16 protein-coding genes are annotated in these 16,072 nt (G+C 35.8%); 8 read left to right on the forward strand and 8 right to left on the reverse strand.

Annotated features, from left to right (window positions below; translation table 11 throughout):
• Positions 1-6 precede the first annotated feature (6 nt).
• Positions 7-957 carry an MlaD family protein gene (locus ACM39_RS00470; RefSeq protein ID WP_048509060.1) on the reverse strand — a complete coding sequence of 317 codons (951 nt, stop codon included), beginning with the start codon at positions 955-957 and terminating at the stop codon, positions 7-9.
• Between the two features lie 130 nt (positions 958-1,087).
• Positions 1,088-3,235 carry a peptidylprolyl isomerase gene (locus ACM39_RS00475; protein ID WP_048509061.1) on the reverse strand — a complete coding sequence of 716 codons (2,148 nt, stop codon included), beginning with the start codon at positions 3,233-3,235 and terminating at the stop codon, positions 1,088-1,090.
• 258 nt (positions 3,236-3,493) lie between these two features.
• Here ACM39_RS00475 and lon point away from each other — a divergent pair, with 258 nt between their 5' ends.
• From lon to ACM39_RS00500, 5 genes are all read left to right on the forward strand, one after another.
• Entirely contained in the window at positions 3,494-5,899 is a 2,406-nt protein-coding gene (lon, locus tag ACM39_RS00480) for an endopeptidase La (protein WP_048509062.1), read from the forward strand.
• Positions 5,900-6,466: 567 nt separating this feature from the next.
• A complete protein-coding gene (locus ACM39_RS00485; RefSeq protein ID WP_048509063.1) occupies positions 6,467-7,858 on the forward strand; it encodes an RtcB family protein in 1,392 nt (463 codons plus the stop codon).
• 98 nt (positions 7,859-7,956) lie between these two features.
• The gene (gene prfH / locus ACM39_RS00490; RefSeq protein ID WP_048509490.1) at positions 7,957-8,655 is read left to right on the forward strand and encodes a peptide chain release factor H; all 699 of its coding nucleotides are present in this window, start codon (positions 7,957-7,959) and stop codon (positions 8,653-8,655) included.
• Complete coding sequence (locus ACM39_RS00495; RefSeq protein ID WP_048509064.1) at positions 8,642-9,166, forward strand: hypothetical protein; 525 nt, start codon at positions 8,642-8,644, stop codon at positions 9,164-9,166. Before prfH ends, ACM39_RS00495 begins: the two co-directional genes overlap by 14 nt.
• A 24-nt stretch (positions 9,167-9,190) precedes the next feature.
• Positions 9,191-10,183 carry an enolase C-terminal domain-like protein gene (locus ACM39_RS00500; protein WP_048509065.1) on the forward strand — a complete coding sequence of 331 codons (993 nt, stop codon included), beginning with the start codon at positions 9,191-9,193 and terminating at the stop codon, positions 10,181-10,183.
• Positions 10,184-10,204: 21 nt separating this feature from the next.
• Here ACM39_RS00500 and ACM39_RS00505 read toward each other — a convergent pair whose 3' ends face one another.
• The gene (locus tag ACM39_RS00505; RefSeq protein ID WP_048509066.1) at positions 10,205-10,492 is read right to left on the reverse strand and encodes a cytochrome c; all 288 of its coding nucleotides are present in this window, start codon (positions 10,490-10,492) and stop codon (positions 10,205-10,207) included.
• A 20-nt stretch (positions 10,493-10,512) separates the two neighbouring features.
• Positions 10,513-10,806 carry a c-type cytochrome gene (locus tag ACM39_RS00510; RefSeq protein ID WP_048509067.1) on the reverse strand — a complete coding sequence of 98 codons (294 nt, stop codon included), beginning with the start codon at positions 10,804-10,806 and terminating at the stop codon, positions 10,513-10,515.
• Between the two features lie 140 nt (positions 10,807-10,946).
• On the opposite strand from ACM39_RS00510, the gene meaB reads away from it, so the two are divergent.
• A complete protein-coding gene (gene meaB, locus ACM39_RS00515; protein ID WP_048509068.1) occupies positions 10,947-11,927 on the forward strand; it encodes a methylmalonyl Co-A mutase-associated GTPase MeaB in 981 nt (326 codons plus the stop codon).
• A 46-nt stretch (positions 11,928-11,973) separates the two neighbouring features.
• Here the strand turns inward: meaB and ACM39_RS00520 are convergent, their stop codons facing one another.
• Positions 11,974-12,516 carry a DUF4251 domain-containing protein gene (locus ACM39_RS00520; RefSeq protein ID WP_048509069.1) on the reverse strand — a complete coding sequence of 181 codons (543 nt, stop codon included), beginning with the start codon at positions 12,514-12,516 and terminating at the stop codon, positions 11,974-11,976.
• 109 nt (positions 12,517-12,625) lie between these two features.
• Here ACM39_RS00520 and ACM39_RS00525 point away from each other — a divergent pair, with 109 nt between their 5' ends.
• Entirely contained in the window at positions 12,626-13,432 is an 807-nt protein-coding gene (locus tag ACM39_RS00525; protein WP_048509491.1) for a M48 family metallopeptidase, read from the forward strand.
• 86 nt (positions 13,433-13,518) lie between these two features.
• Positions 13,519-13,833 (forward strand): hypothetical protein, encoded by a 315-nt coding sequence (locus ACM39_RS00530; protein ID WP_048509070.1) that lies wholly within the window; start codon positions 13,519-13,521, stop codon positions 13,831-13,833.
• A gap of 38 nt (positions 13,834-13,871) precedes the next feature.
• On the opposite strand, the gene ACM39_RS00535 is transcribed toward ACM39_RS00530, so the two are convergent.
• Genes ACM39_RS00535 through ACM39_RS00545 form a run of 3 tightly spaced genes read right to left on the reverse strand, consistent with a single transcriptional unit; the run spans position 13,872 to position 16,040 of the window.
• Complete coding sequence (locus ACM39_RS00535) at positions 13,872-14,489, reverse strand: outer membrane beta-barrel protein (protein WP_048509071.1); 618 nt, start codon at positions 14,487-14,489, stop codon at positions 13,872-13,874.
• Positions 14,473-15,288 carry an ABC transporter ATP-binding protein gene (locus ACM39_RS00540; RefSeq protein ID WP_048509072.1) on the reverse strand — a complete coding sequence of 272 codons (816 nt, stop codon included), beginning with the start codon at positions 15,286-15,288 and terminating at the stop codon, positions 14,473-14,475. Before ACM39_RS00540 ends, ACM39_RS00535 begins: the two co-directional genes overlap by 17 nt.
• The gene (locus ACM39_RS00545; RefSeq protein ID WP_048509073.1) at positions 15,288-16,040 is read right to left on the reverse strand and encodes an MlaE family ABC transporter permease; all 753 of its coding nucleotides are present in this window, start codon (positions 16,038-16,040) and stop codon (positions 15,288-15,290) included. The genes ACM39_RS00540 and ACM39_RS00545 overlap by 1 nt, the downstream gene beginning before the upstream one ends.
• Positions 16,041-16,072 lie beyond the last annotated feature (32 nt).

Raw genomic sequence — 16,072 nt, forward strand, 5'->3', positions numbered from 1 at the left:
ATTAGTTTAGTCTTTATTATTCTTACCAAAAACCGAAAAATTGATATATCTTTTCGGGTTTGCTTTCATATCTTCTATTAATGAATTCAGGTTTGTAGATGCAGAGTTTAAATTATTATATAACTGCTCATCCTTCATCAGCTTACCTAGACTGCCCTGCCCGTTATCAATTCCCCCAATAACCTGATTAAGCCTTCCAACGGTAGCATCTAAATTTGCAATGGTTGCATTCAGCCTCTTAGTATCAATACTTTCAGCTAAGTTTCCGTACTTGTCTAAAGTAACCTTACCGCTTTGCATTGTAATGCTTGCATCATCCAGTACTTTTTGAAGTTTTGGATCGTTATGCCCAACTAAAGTATTCACACTTCCCGCTGTTGTTTGTAAGGCTCCTACCGTTCTATTAAGATTAGCCAATAATGCTCTGATTTCTTCTCTGTTCTGTGCATTTACCACTTGATTTGCATTTGCCATTAAAGAATCAACTCTATATAAAACAGTCTGTAACTGATCCTTTACAGGACCAACCTGTGAAGAAAGGCTTCCTAGAGTTCCCAGTCTGAAAGCCCCTTTTAAGGTATCTCCATCTTTTGCTGTTGCTCCTCCGTAGGAAAGATTAATTCTCATTTCCTTTCCTGACATTAATCCCGGTTCGAAAATTTCAAGTGCTGAGTTTTTCGAAAACTCAAAATCATTATCTACAGTAATTTTTACCACAAAATCTATCTTCCCATCCTTGGAAGTACGGGGAATGATCTTATCGACCTGCCCCACCTTTAAACCATTGATAGAAACCGGAGAAGACTGAGCTAATCCTTCTACGTTATCGTATTTTGCGTAAAATATATTATCGGTAGTAAAAAGGCTTCTTCCTTTCATGAATTGAAATAATACTACAAAGCCTACAATAGCTAAAAGTGCGATTACACCAGCTTTTAATTCTTTACTGAACTTCACTTGCTAAATTTTTTCTAATGAGCAAATATAGTACATTTTAAATTAATGTTCTTCTTTATTGCTCTGCGTTAAATACAAAAAAAGCGGCAAAAACTTTGCCGCTTTTATATTTAAAATAAAAATTAGATTCTTATTGTTGTTGAGTTCCCAGTTTATTCCAGATCTCAATTCTGTAATCATCAATATCTGCATTGTCTTGTAAGCTTTTTAACCAAGCCTGACCAAACATTCCTGCATTTCTCTGAGTAACAGACTCTGTAAATTGTTTAAGATCTCCAGGTTGTTTGTTTGTGATTTCGTTCTTTTTAACCAAAACGTACACCCCTGTTCCTCCTTCGATAGGATTAGAAATTTTCCCTTTCGCAACACCGAATGCCGCACCAGCTACTTTAGGTTCCATAGCGCCGGCTACTGAAGGATTTAATAAGTTTACCTGAGCTGTTTGCTTTGTAGTGGCAAATTGTTTAGCAATTTGGTCTAAGCTACCAGCTTTACCAATTTTTTCAGAGATTTGTTTTGCTGCCAATTTGTTTTTAACAATTACTTCAATCTGATCTCTTACTGATTCAGGATCTGCAAGACCTTTTTCCTGCTTACCATTTAAGTAAACTACAATTTTATCTCCTGTTCCTTCTACAGTAAAGAATTCTGTATCTCCTTTTTCCCTCTTCTTATTGAAAGCCCAAGCCAAGATTTCAGCGTCTTTGTCTGTACCTAAACCTTGAAGCTGACCGTCAAATCTTTTCGCTTGTTTAGGGTTAGAGAACTGGTAATTTCCTTTTTTAGCAATATTTACAAAATCATTGAAAGATTTCCCTTGTACTTGCTGGATAAATCTTCTTGCATTTTTATCTGTAGCCGCTTCTGTAGCATCAGAAGGTTTCACGGCTTTCACCAAGTTAGCCACTTTATAAGCCATCGAACCTGGTTTTTTATCTTCAATATTGATAATATGATACCCAAATTGAGTTTCCACAACACCTGTGGCACCTTTAGGATTGTTCGCCAAATAATGTAAAAATTCCGGTACGAAAGGAGTTTCAGGAGTCGTCCATCCCAGGCTACCCCCTTGGGCAGCAGAATTTGGATCGTTTGAAAGCTTAAGGAATTCTGTAAATTTAGCAGGATTAGCTTTTACAACAGCTCCGATAGAATCGGCTAATTTCTTAGCCTGTTCTTTAGATCTTGTAACACCTTCACCGGCAGGGCTCCCTTTAAACGCAATAAGGATATGTCTTGACAATGTAGAATCGGAAGTCTTTTTATCTAAAAGTTTAGAAACTACATAGAAGTTTTGCTCTTTATAAGGTCCGAAAGTCTGTCCGATAGCAGCAGAAGCAATCTGTCCCTGAATAGTTTGCGGCAATTGGTTGGGCTTTAAATACTGAGCATTGAAAGGCATATCAGAATTAGCCATTACAAACATAGAGTCATTTTTAGTGTTCTGGAAGTTTTCTGTCCCTCCGCTTGCGTCAGTCCCTCCTGAGAATAATTTCGTCATTTCTTTCTGAGCCGCAGCATCATCAGATGCACTTGGCGTAGAAGGAAAATATACAATACCAATATTCCTGCTTGGTTCAGCTTTGAACATCACCGGGTGCTCCTTGATGTAGTTGGCTAAATCTTCAGTTGTAACTTTGATATTATTTTTTTGAAGATAAGTAGTGTAATCAATTTTCACAAAATCAATATCAGCTAGCTGATCTCTTTGCTTCATTAATTCCTCTGCTTCTTTTTTACCGGTAGTAACACCAGCAGAAATATTTGCAAACACCTGTCTTGCCATCAATCTATACTCAATAGTTTTTCTTGTTTTCAACCATTGATTATATCCTTCCGGACTCGCTGTTTTTAAATCTTCGATTTGTTTTTTAAGCTCCTGAGTTTTGAAGTTACCTTTCTCATCAAAGAACTGTTGATTCTGAGCAAACATTTGATCGTACTGAATTTGATTCCAGAAATAATCATCCGTCATTTCAAAGCCCATCTTCTCAAACTGCTGCTTGATAAGCTTAGATTGTACCAATAACTGCCAAGCTTGCTCTTCAAGACCATTTTTTGGTTGACCTTGCTGATCAGCTTGCTGTTGTAATACGAAAAGCTGGTCATTAAACTCCTCACGGGTAATTTTTTCGCCATTTACTTTTCCTAAAACATCAGGATTTTTACCAAAAACCTTATCAATACTATCCGGGTTTACAAGGAACGCCAAAAGCGCCAGTGCAATTACTCCCATCAAAAGCCAAGGTCTACTCCTAATTTGTCCTAAAATTGCCATTATATAAATTATAGTTTTTTATCAGTTTGCGAAAATACACATTTTTAAGAAATTACGGAAATCCTGGTTCTTTATTTTAATTTTTAAATTTAATTTATTTAAAAAAGGAAATTTTGACCGTATTTTTTAGTAAAAAACAAATGGCATAAGTATTGTGCCATTTAGCATACCATAATATGTTATATATTTTCAGAGCATATTGTGAGATTTCACTTTAATGAATTAAAACGGAAATGACAATTTGTCATTCTATTAACTATGACAGAATTTGAAGATATTAGTTTAGAGGAAATGATTAGCGATGGGTTTGATATTGTGGCTGAAGAAATCAATCTTTCTGATCTGTCGGAAACAGAAAAAAATTCCGAGCAAAAAGTATTCCCTATACTTCCTGTAAGAAATATGGTAATGTTCCCCAATGTGGTAATTCCTATTACAGCAGGCAGAAAAGCATCAATACAACTTTTAGAAGAAGCTCAGAAAAACGGAGATTTTATAGGTATAGTAAGCCAGAAAAATTCAGATTTGGAACAACCTTCTGATAAAGATCTGTATCAGGTCGGAACATTGGCAAAAATCATTAAAATAATAAAACTTCCTGAAGGCAATATTACAGCAATTACCAAAGGTTTTTACAGATTTAAGGTAAAAAAATATGTTGAAACTCAACCCTATTTTAAAGCTGAAATTTCAAAATTAAAAGACACGAAACCTAAGAATCAGGAAGAGTACGAAGCATTATTGGAAAATGTGAAAGATTTGGCTTTAAAAATCATTGAGCTTGATCCAAACATCCCCAACGCGGCTAATTTTGCAATAAAAAACATTAATAACAATGATGATTTATTAAACTTCATCTGCACAAATGCTAATTTTCCATCTACGGAAAAACAAAAATTGCTTGAAGAAAAAAGCGTGACGGAAAGAGCCAGTAAATGCTATGAAATGATGCATGAAGATTTCAGAAAACTTGAGTTGAGAAATCAGATTCATCAAAAAACATCTAAGGATCTTGATAAGCAGCAGAGAGAATATTTTCTAAATCAACAAATCAGAACCATACAGGAAGAACTTGGAGGCGGGCCAGAAGGTGATGTTGAAGATTTGATTAACAAAGCTAAATCTAAGAAATGGAGCATTGAAGTTGAAGAACACTTTCAAAAAGAAATTGGAAGATTGCAGCGTCAAAATCCAAATTCACCGGATTATAATGTTCAAAGAAATTACTTGGATTTCTTCACAGAACTTCCTTGGGAAACCTATACGAAAGACACTTTTGATATTGCAAAAGCTGAAAAAGTTTTAGATAAAGCTCATTTCGGCTTAGAAGATATCAAGAAAAGAATTTTGGAGCACATGGCTGTTTTAAAATTAAAAAATAACATGAAATCTCCTATCCTACTGCTCGTTGGGCCTCCGGGAGTTGGTAAAACTTCATTAGGAAAATCGATTGCAGATGCTCTTGGAAGAAAATATGTAAGATTATCTTTGGGAGGTCTTCATGACGAAAGTGAAATTCGTGGTCACAGAAAAACATACATTGGCGCAATGGCAGGAAGAATCCTCCAGTCTATCAAAAAGGCGGGAACTTCCAATCCGGTAATTGTCTTAGATGAAATTGATAAAATAGGACAAGGTCTTCATGGAGATCCAAGTTCAGCGCTTTTAGAAGTTCTTGACCCTGAACAAAATAAATCTTTCTACGACAATTTCTTAGAAATGGGTTATGATTTGTCCAAAGTGATGTTTATTGCAACGGCAAATTCACTTTCCACAATTCAAACTCCACTTTTGGACAGAACTGAAATCATCCAGATTGCCGGTTATACACTGGAAGAAAAAATAGAGATTGCAAAGAGGCATTTAATCAAAAAACAGCAGGAAGAAAACGGCTTGGATTCAAAATCATTCAAACTTGGAAATCCTGAATTAAAACATATCATCGAAGCGCACACCTCTGAAAGCGGAGTAAGAAATTTAGAGAAAAGAATTGCAGGAATTGCCCGCTGGGTAGCTTTGCAGACAGCTTTGTTGAAAGAATACGATTCTAAAATTTCGATTGAAAAAGTTGATGAAATATTAGGGGTTCCAAGACCGAAAAGCCTATCTGAAATTACAGATTCTCCCGGAGTTGTCACCGGGCTTGCCTGGACAAGTGTTGGTGGAGATATCTTATTCATTGAAAGTATTTTAAGCAATGGAAAAGGTGGATTAACCATGACAGGGAATTTAGGAACTGTAATGAAAGAATCGGCTACAATCGCTTTAGAATATCTCAAAGCAAAATATAACGAACTCGGTATTTCTCAGGAAGATATCGAAAAGAAAAATATTCACGTTCACGTTCCGGAAGGAGCTACCCCAAAAGATGGACCTTCCGCAGGTATTGCAATGCTGACTTCGATGGTTTCATCGTTTAAAAATAAAAAAGTAAAATCCCATCTTGCTATGACAGGAGAGATCACTCTAAGAGGGAAAGTACTTCCTGTTGGCGGAATCAAAGAAAAACTTTTGGCAGCTACAAGAGCAGGCATCACTGATGTCATACTTTGCGAAGCCAACAGAAAAGATGTAGAAGAAATAAAAAAAGATTACTTAAAAAATCTTAAAGTACATTATGTCAATAAAATGGAAGAAGTAATCGACATTGCGATTGAAAAGTAACTCCGTCTAAGCCCAGGATTCTGAGAAATCCCATCGGAAGAGTTTTAGGGCTGATGGTCAGCAAGATGAATAGTATGGATTTGTAATTTTTTTTGCAAATTAGAAAAATAATATATCTTTGCACCAGAAAAATAAAGTTTAACCATTAAAAAACAACGAAGCAATGTTCAAATTTGATCATATTTCCCCTATCGGTTTACCACTTATGGTGGTAAGGCTTCGTGGTTTGGTACATTCTTAGAATAACAGTATAATGAAATATCAAAACCCGAGGTCGTAAGATTTCGGGTTTTTTATTGCGCAATATTTCAAACTCAAAACGTTTCCCCGAAATCAAATTTTTAGGAGCTTAATCCCGCTTTCCGCTATATCTTTTTTGGCCAACGCTTTTTTCAAGCCAACGCAGAAAAAGGATGCCGCTGCAATCGGGGCTAGGAATTCCAACTTTAATTCAACATTTGTCATAAAAATATCGTGACAACAAACAATCAACTAAAAGTATAGTTGAGAAAATATTCGATGTGGGAATGTCTATCATCTCACATCTATTATCTAAAATCTAAAAAGATGGGAAATTTAAAACTAAAAGGAAAAGATATATTAAAATTAGGGTATCCAAACAATCAGAGTGTCAACATTGCTCTGGAAGTGATGAAAAGAAATTTTGCAACCAAAAATATTCATTATGTAAAATCTCTTTTAAAAGAAATCCAGCAAAATCCGGAGAGCTTTGAGAAAGATTTAACCTTCGGGCAAATCGCAGAAGCTTTGCTTTCATCAAAGAAAACCGAGAAAAGAATGCTCAATACAAATCGAGCCTCCTTCCAGATTTTCGGAAACAGTATTTCCGATGAAGCAAAAAACCAATTGTACACAGCTTTGAAACTGCCAATTGCAGCGCAAGGAGCTTTGATGCCCGATGCACACAGCGGTTACGGACTTCCAATCGGCGGAGTTTTGGCAGTTGAAAATGCCGTAATTCCTTACGGAGTCGGAATGGATATTGGCTGCAGAATGAGTCTCAGTATTTTGGATACCCCAATTTCATATCTGGATGGAGCAAGAGATAAATATGAAAAAGCGCTTGCCGAGCACACTAAATTCGGGATGTACGAAACGCATAAATCTCACATCGAACACGAAATTTTCGACAGAGACACGTTCGATTTAATTCCGATTTTGAGAAGATTAAAAGGAAAAGCCATCAAACAAATGGGAAGTTCCGGAGGCGGAAATCACTTTGTGGAATTCGGGGAAGTGGAAATCACGGAAGAAGACGAACAAATCGGACTTTCAAAAGGGAAATATCTCGGAATCCTTTCTCATAGTGGTTCACGCGGATTGGGGGCAGAAATCGCTCAGTATTATTCGAGAGTGGCAACCGAACAATGTCCGTTGCCGAAAGAAGCGCAAAATTTCGCCTGGCTGGATTTGAACACGCATCTCGGTTTAGAATACTGGACGGCGATGAATCTTGCTGGAGATTACGCTTCGGCTTGTCACGACGATATTCACAGAAGATTGGTAAAGGCAGTCGGCGGAAGAGTGAAAGCCAGAATCGAAAACCATCACAACTTCGCCTGGAAAGAAACCCACAACGGAAAAGAAGTGGTAGTTCACAGAAAAGGCGCAACTCCCGCTAATGAAAACGAGTTGGGAATGATTCCCGGCTCGATGACGGCAAAAGGTTTCATCGTCCGAGGAAAAGGAAATCCGGATTCGCTGAACTCGGCTTCACACGGAGCAGGACGGGCTTTTTCGAGAGGAGAATGCAGAAATCGTTTCACTCAAAATGACATCAAAAAAGAATTAAAACTAAAGAATGTCACTTTGATGGGCGGAAATGCGGAAGAAGCTCCGATGGCGTATAAAGATATCAACGAAGTGATGAATGCACAAAGCGAATTGGTTGATATTCTCGGAACTTTTCAGCCTCGAATTGTGAGGATGGATAAATAAACTTCACTTTTTGTCATTCCGGTGAAGGAGGAATCTCAATTGAAATTCAGAGATTCTTCACTTCGTTCAGAATGACAAAAAACAAATCAAAAAAAACAATGGACAAAATAATACAAATCACCTCAGGAAGAGGACCTTTAGAATGTCAATGGGTAGTTGCCAAAGTTCTGAAGGTTTTCCTTGAGGAAGCAAAACACAATCACATCGATTACGAAATCATCCACCGTGAAAACGGCGATGAAAACCTAACGTTGAAATCTGCGACATTACTTTTAAAAGGGAAAAATATAAATGAATTTCTAAAATCGTGGTTGGGAAGCATTCGCTGGATTGGGAAAAGCACATTCAGAAAACTACACAAAAGAAGCAACTGGTTTATCGGGATTTTCGAACTGGAAGGTTTGGCGAAAATTGAATTTAATGAAAAAGATATTCAGTTTCAGACGATGAGAAGCCAGGGAAGTGGCGGACAAAACGTGAATAAAGTGGAAACTGCAGTTCGCGCAACCTATCCGAAAACCGGGCAAAGTGTTTTCGTGCAGGATTCTCGTTCGCAATTGGAAAATAAGAAACTTTCTATCATCAGACTCAAAGAAAAAGTGATGGAATTTCATATTCAGCAATTGGAAAAACTAATGCAGGAAACGTGGAACAATCATTTGAATGTTCAAAGAGGAAATCCAGTCCGAACATTTTCAGGAACAGATTTTAAAAAGAATCATCAGGAAAAATCTTTCAAAAAAGAAAGAAATATTCTGAAAAACGAATTAAAAAACTACAGAAATGACCTTAACTAAAAGTAAATATTATTTCGAAGTTTTGGATAATTATCCTTACAGTTTGCCGGATTGCCTGGAAGCATTGAACTATGCGCTTTCTTACGACCCGGAAGATGCGGATTCGCTTTGTCTGATGGGAAGAATCTACAGCGAAATGCTCATCGATTACGAAAAAGCAAAACTCTATTTTGAAGAAGCGATGCAATGTGATGTGACGAACCTCAACACGCCAAAATATTATATCAAATGTCTTTTGGATAACGAAGATTTGCTGGAAGCTGAAAAACTGATCAATTATTCTTTAAACATAAAAGGAATCGACAAATGCAGGATCTTAATCCAAAAATCGTATCTATTTGAAATAAAAATGGATTATAAAAATGCTTTGGAAGCTTTAAAACAAGCTAAGATTTTTACTTATGACCAGGAAATGCTGGCTTTTTTGAAGAATAAGGAAAAACTCATCAAAGAGAAAATGCCCAAAAGGTCAAAGAAAAAAACAGCTAAAAAGAAGAAGGAGACAAAATAAGTCTCCTTTTTTGTAACTTTATTTATGGAATTACACTTTGAATTAAAACATTTTCGGTTAAAAGAAACTTTTTCAATTGCTTACGGAAGCTATAACAAAAGAGAAGTGCTGCTTGTGGAGCTATCTCATCAAAACCGTAAGGGCTATGGAGAATGTGTAGCGATAGATTATTATCAGATTAATCTTCAAAATTTTGTTTTAAAATTAAAGGAAATTCAGTCTAAAATTGAAGTTCAAAAAATTGTTTATCCAAAAGATTTTTTCAAGTTTTTATTTAAATTAAATCTGCATCCTTTTTTACTTTCTGCATTAGATTGTGCGTATTGGGATCTATTCGGTAAGCTGGAAAATAAAAGTTTTATTGAATTAAATAGTCTGCCTTTTGAAAATCTAGTTGAAAGTTCAATCACAATTTCCATCGGTGAGATTGATAAACAAATCCAAAAAATAGAAAATAGCACCTGGAATAAATTCAAGGTAAAATGCAAAGGCTTAGATAAAACCCACGTTGAAAAACTTTTACAATTAAATCAAAATATTGCTCTGGATTCTAATGCAAGTTTTACTGATGAAGATTGTCTCTGGCTTCAGGAAAACCACAAAATTCAAAAATTTTCTTATCTGGAACAGCCGAGGCCTATTGATCATTATCAAATTTTAAAAAAGGAAGGTTCTGCGAATTGGATGGCTGATGAAGATTGTCAAAATATTCATTCTTTAGAAGAATTAATACCTTATTATAAAAGCATCAACATCAAACTCATGAAATGTGGAGGATTAACTCCAGCTTTAGCAATGATTAAAAAGGCGGAAGAATTAAACTACAAAATTATGATCGGCTGTATGACGGAGTCAACAGTAGGAATTTCGGCCGCCTGCGTTTTGGCAGGGCTGGCTGATTATGCAGATTTAGACGGAGCAAACCTTATTTCCAATGACTATGCTACCGGAAGTTTTGTCGAAAAAGGCAAAATTATCCTATCCGAAAAATCAGGTTTGGGAATAGAATTAACATAAAAAAGACTTTCAGAAGAAAGCCTATTTTTTATTTGCTGAAATTAGATAATCATACACCATTTGATGTTGGTCATCATTTAGTTTAGCTTTTGGAGCCATCCTGCTTAACGTTTTTATCCATCCCTGATCGTCGTGTTTTGCAGGATCCGGTAATTTGTGACATCTGTTGCACGAATTTTCAAAAATGGTTTTCCCTTGAGTAAGCTGTTCGGTGGAAGTATATTTCGGGCCGGTTACAGCGACACTTTTGGGGCCACATGAAATCATGAATACAGAACCTAGAATCATACCTAAAATCAATTTTCTCATAATAATATTTTTTTAAGTGATTATTTTTCCACAGAAACAATATAATCATAAACCCACTGATGTTGCTCATCTGTAAGTTTTGCTTTTGGAGCCATAGAATTCATAATTCCCACCCATTGTACAGAAGTATGAGCCGTTGGATCCGGCAATTTGTGGCATCTTCCACAAGAATTTTCAAAAATTGTTTTTCCTTGTGCAATCTGTGCAGCAGTAGAAGTTGCAGGTCCCGTTGGAGCAGTGGCTGTTTGAGTTTTTGGTGTACAGGATGATAACAAAACAGCAGTGAATGATGCTACAGCGATTATTTTTCTCATGTTTCTTACTTTTGATTAATAACAAATGTAACAAATTCCCATTGCCATTGATGAAATCAAACGTAGTTTTAATTTAGAAGAAATAAAATTAAGGGATAGTTTTGTGGGATTTTGAAGGTTAATTTCATATTTTTGAATTAATGAAATTTTCTACCGACGAACTCATCAAAGGAATACGATCAGGCAATAAACGCCTGATTGCGAAAGCTATTACGTTAGTTGAAAGTAAAAAAGCTGAACACAGGCTTCAGGCCGAAGAGCTTCTAAAAAAGATAATGCCTTTTACCGGAAATTCAGTCAGGGTCGGCATTACAGGAGTCCCTGGTGCCGGAAAGTCAACTTTTATAGAAAGTTTCGGAAGATTGGCAATTTCGAATGGCAAAAAAGTAGCTGTTTTGGCGATCGATCCGAGCTCGGCAATTAACAAAGGAAGTATTTTAGGCGATAAAACCAGAATGGAAGAATTAGCAAAAGAAGAAAATGCTTTCATTCGCCCTTCCCCAAGTTCAGGTTTTTTGGGAGGTGTTGCCAATACAACATTCGAAACCATGATGATTTGCGAAGCTGCAGGTTATGATTATATTTTAATTGAGACAGTTGGTGTAGGACAATCAGAAGTTTTAGTAGCAGATATTACCGACGTCTTTTTATTCTTAAAAATTATCGGAGGTGGAGATGAGCTTCAAGGTATCAAACGTGGAATTATGGAAATGGTCGATCTAATTTTCATTAATAAAGTTGATCAGGATAATATTCAAAAAGCAAAAAACACAAGATTAGAATTAAAACGGGCTCTAGATTTCATCCCTCCAAAAGAAAAAGACTGGAAGGTTCCTGTATTGCTCGGTTCGGCTTTACATAATGAAGGATTGGATGAAATTTATACTAAAATACATGAATTTATCAGCCTGAAAAAGAAAACTCGCCGTTTTGACGAGGTACGGACTCAACAGGCAGAGAAACGTTATGAGTATTGGGTTCAGGAATATATTTTGGCTATGATGAAAAGAAACGAATCTCTGGAAGAAGCTTATCTTCAGCACAAAAAAAATGCTTCAGCAATGGTTTCAAATCCAAGTACTGAAGCAAAGTTATTTGTTGAAAAATTTTTTAGAGATTAGAATTTCGTTTTCAAGATTTTTAAACCTCATATCCCTCATCTACAAATTAAAGCTTTTCCTTAGGCTCTTCATTTTCAGAAATATATCCGTCATAAGAAATTGGCTGTCTGTCGTTACTTTTAATAGATGTAAATGCTTTTCCGTTTTTGAAAACTTCAATGGTAATTTCGTCTACTGTACTTACGTCTTTTACTTTAATCGTTACGATCCATTTTCCTTTTTTACCCTGGATACTGTTTACCGTAAAATCTTTTGAGGTGAATCTATAACCGTTTTTATCTGTATTTCCGTAAGACGGATTAAAAACTCTTCCGAAGTAAGGCAGAACAACCTCAAGTTTATCTTTTTTCAAATCAATACTATAATTGCTTCCCGAGAGATCTAAAATTCTTGTAGATGTAGAATTCGGCATTGAATTCATCACGTTGATTACATCATAGTTTGTAGGTGTAGCTCTTTCTGCATGGAATGAAAAATCCTTAGAAGTCACAAGATTTGTTACTGTTTGAGGATCCATATTCTGTGCAGTGCAGCTTTGGAAAAATAATAAAAATCCCAAAACGAATATAATTGAAATATACTTTTTCATGACATTAAAATAATTATTAAATTTAAATAGCAAAATGTATGCAAATATATCGTATCAAGAAACTTTTGGAATAGAAATTGTAAATGATGAATTAATAACACTCGAAACTATGAAAATAACACATTTATTAGGAATAGGAGCAATGGCTCTGTCAGTTGCAGCTTGTACTACAAACCCTATCACAGGGAGGTCTTCTTTGCAATTAGCAAATAATTCTGAGATACTTACCATGTCTTCACAAGAATATAAAACTACATTGGCAAAAGGCAAGGTGATAACCGGAACGGCAGATGCAAAAAGAGTAGTAAGTGTTGGAAGCAGAATAAAATCAGCAGCAGAAAAATATTATCAAAGCATTGGAAGAAGTGCAGATTTAGCAAATTATAATTGGGAATTTAATCTCCTGCAAAGCAGTGAACTGAATGCCTGGTGTATGCCAGGGGGAAAAGTTGCTGTTTACACAGGAATTTTACCCATTACTAAAAATGATAATGGTCTTGCAGTAGTATTGGGACACGAGGTTTCTCACGCTTTGGCGGGTCATGGAAATGAAAGAATTTCTCAGGCAATGGTTGCCCAATACGGAGGTCAAATTTTAGGAGGAACAATTTCTAATGGCCAATGGGCAAGTGTTTTTGAAAAAGTTTATCCTATCGGTTCCCAGGTTGCTTTATTAAAATATGGTAGAAATCAGGAGTCTGAAGCGGATGAAATGGGATTATACCTTATGTCAATGGCTGGATATGACCCTAGAGAGGCAATTCCTTTCTGGAATAGAATGGAAAGCGCTGCTACGGGTTCCAGACAACCGGAATTCTTATCTACCCACCCGAATCCTGAAACAAGAATTGCAGATATCAATAAAGATTTGCCAAAGGCTTTAGAATATTATAAGGCTGCAGGGGGAAAATTATAAATTAGAATTTTTAATCTTGAATATAGCCTTATTAAATTTTCACTAAATTTGGTAAGGCTTTAATTTAATCATTTAAACACAATATTATGAAAGGTTTATCAATTACCGGACTTATACTTTTAGCTATATCGATTTTACTTTTTTATCTGACGACTAATGGTTTTACGGCTAAAGAAATTGGATTGCCTCATATCATGGGAGTTATGGGAGGTATCGGGATCGGGCTTATCATTGGCGGATTGGTAGGGTATGTAAGTAAAGGAAGCGCCATCAAAGCTGATCAAAAAAGAAAAGAATTTAAGCAATTACAAAAAGATAAAGAAGAGCTCGAAAAACAAGCCGCAGAAATTGCAAAACGCGAAGCAGAGCTTGAGTCTCAAAAGCAAAATCCTCAAATCTAAGACTTGAGGATTTTTTATAGTTGTTATTTTCGAATTATTTAAAACTTATAGCCAACGCCTACCATAAATAAATTTGGCCGGTTATCGTATCTTATTTCCTGTTCAGAACCAGCTACTGTTCTTATAAATTTTCTTGAATCTTTGCTGAATGCACCTTCATACCTTGCATTAAGAATCAGTTTTTTGATTTCAAACTGTGCTCCAAACTGATAACCTACGGTAAAATTATCTCTTGAGTTTTCTTTAAAGTCATTAAAAGTATCTTCTTTGCTTAGATTGTAACTAGCAACCGGACCTACAAACACCCCCAAAGTATTACCTAAAAGATTATATCCTAAAAGTACAGGTAAATCTACGCGATTGCTTTTGATATCGAAAGTTGTTTCGTCAGTGGTAAATTCATTTTTAAAATGAGTGTAATACAATTCCGGCATCACAAACAATGAGCCCGGTAGTGGTACTTTTAATGAAAGTCCTACATTAAAACCTGCATTGTTTTTTCCACTTCCTTCTATGGCATCATTTACTGTTCCTTTAATATTTTTCCAAGAAGGAGAACCCGTTGGAAATATTAAATTTGCTTTACCTGCAAGAGAAATCTGAGCAGATGCAAATATTGAAAACCCGATTAATGCTATACTAAGTACCTTTTTCATTATCGTCTATTTTTGTTATCGTATTATCAATAGTTTTATTATTCTCAAGTAAATATTCTCTCAGCTCTTTAAAAAGTTCTGATGAATAAACGAAATCAATAAGATTTTTATTGCCCGCTGTAATCAAAATGTCTTTATTTCCTTCCCATTCTTTGATACCTAATCTCAGGTAAACGATCTTTTCACCAATCGTCATTACAGAGTTCATATCGTGAGTGTTGATGATAGTCGTAGTATTGTATTCCTTTGTGATTTCAAGTAAAAGATCATCAATTACATTTGAAGTATAGGGATCAAGACCTGAGTTTGGTTCATCACAGAATAAATATTTAGGATGATTTACAATCGCTCTTGCAATAGCCACACGTTTTTGCATCCCTCCGGAAATTTCAGATGGGAATTTTCTGTTGGCTTTATCTAAATGCACTCTTCCGATTACTTCAAAAACTCGTCTTTTCTTTTCCCTGTATGTCAAATTGGTGAACATATCCAACGGGAACATAATATTTTCTTCCACTGTTAAAGAGTCAAATAAAGCGCTTCCCTGAAATACAGTTCCGATTTCTGCACGAAGTTCCTGCTTCTCCTCCCTGTTCATCACATTAATATTCCTTCCGTCAAAAAGAATTTCTCCTGATGATGGCTGATAAACATTCAGCAGGCTTTTAAGAAAAACGGTCTTTCCTGACCCGCTCTGCCCGATAATTAAGTTTACCTTTCCTTTATCGAAAGAGGTTGAAATTCCCTTAAGTACTTCAACTTCATCAAAACTTTTCTTTAAATTTTTTACCTCAATCATTAGCTTAATATTAATTGGGTTAATAATAATTCGGAAAGAATGATGAATACCATCGTCCAAACCACCGCCTGTGTACTTGCTCTACCCACTTCCAGTGAACCTCCTTTTACGGTATAACCAAAGTATGATGGAACGGTTGCAATAATAAATGCAAAAACTGCAGTTTTAGTAAATGCATAATACATGAAAAGATTGGGCATATACATTTGGATACCGGTGATATAATCAGACTGGGTCCAGTTTCCTGTTAACATTCCGGCAATATATCCTCCCAGAATACCGAACACGATACTTATTGCAATAAGTAAAGGATTGAAAATCACACATGCGATAATTTTAGGAAGTATTAAAAAGTTGGGTGAATTTACCCCCATAATATCCAAGGCATCAATCTGTTCGGAAACCCTCATTGTCCCAATACTTGAAGCAATATATGAGCCCACCTTTCCCGCCAGAATCAAACTGATAATGGTAGGGGCAAATTCTAAAACCAATACGGCTTTAGTAGCATATCCTACAAATGATGGCGGAATAGGAAAAGAAGAAGCATCAAAGTTATTAAACATTTGAATCGCAACTACTGCTCCTACGAATATAGATGTAAAGATCACCAACCCGAATGAGTTGACTCCCAAATCATTGATTTCTCTCATGAACAGCTTCCAAAAGACTCTCATTTTCTGAGGCTTTTGCATTGATTTTCCCAGAAGGATAATATATTCTCCTATCGCTGTAAAAAACTTTTTTAACATTCTGCTAAATTAGACTTTTTTTATTAAAGCAT

This window comes from Chryseobacterium sp. FH2 (genome assembly GCF_001045455.1).
Classification (GTDB): domain Bacteria; phylum Bacteroidota; class Bacteroidia; order Flavobacteriales; family Weeksellaceae; genus Chryseobacterium.

Coding starts and splice junctions, on each gene's coding strand:
- ACM39_RS00510 (WP_048509067.1), bottom strand. CDS start 10,806: ATGAGAAAAATAATCGCTGTAGCATCATTCACTGCTGTTTTGTTATCA.
- ACM39_RS00520 (WP_048509069.1), bottom strand. CDS start 12,516: ATGAAAAAGTATATTTCAATTATATTCGTTTTGGGATTTTTATTATTT.
- meaB (WP_048509068.1), top strand. CDS start 10,947: ATGAAATTTTCTACCGACGAACTCATCAAAGGAATACGATCAGGCAAT.
- prfH (WP_048509490.1), top strand. CDS start 7,957: ATGGACAAAATAATACAAATCACCTCAGGAAGAGGACCTTTAGAATGT.
- ACM39_RS00495 (WP_048509064.1), top strand. CDS start 8,642: ATGACCTTAACTAAAAGTAAATATTATTTCGAAGTTTTGGATAATTAT.
- ACM39_RS00525 (WP_048509491.1), top strand. CDS start 12,626: ATGAAAATAACACATTTATTAGGAATAGGAGCAATGGCTCTGTCAGTT.
- ACM39_RS00505 (WP_048509066.1), bottom strand. CDS start 10,492: ATGAGAAAATTGATTTTAGGTATGATTCTAGGTTCTGTATTCATGATT.
- ACM39_RS00535 (WP_048509071.1), bottom strand. CDS start 14,489: ATGAAAAAGGTACTTAGTATAGCATTAATCGGGTTTTCAATATTTGCA.
- ACM39_RS00475 (WP_048509061.1), bottom strand. CDS start 3,235: ATGGCAATTTTAGGACAAATTAGGAGTAGACCTTGGCTTTTGATGGGA.
- lon (WP_048509062.1), top strand. CDS start 3,494: ATGACAGAATTTGAAGATATTAGTTTAGAGGAAATGATTAGCGATGGG.
- ACM39_RS00485 (WP_048509063.1), top strand. CDS start 6,467: ATGGGAAATTTAAAACTAAAAGGAAAAGATATATTAAAATTAGGGTAT.
- ACM39_RS00545 (WP_048509073.1), bottom strand. CDS start 16,040: ATGTTAAAAAAGTTTTTTACAGCGATAGGAGAATATATTATCCTTCTG.
- ACM39_RS00540 (WP_048509072.1), bottom strand. CDS start 15,288: ATGATTGAGGTAAAAAATTTAAAGAAAAGTTTTGATGAAGTTGAAGTA.
- ACM39_RS00500 (WP_048509065.1), top strand. CDS start 9,191: ATGGAATTACACTTTGAATTAAAACATTTTCGGTTAAAAGAAACTTTT.
- ACM39_RS00530 (WP_048509070.1), top strand. CDS start 13,519: ATGAAAGGTTTATCAATTACCGGACTTATACTTTTAGCTATATCGATT.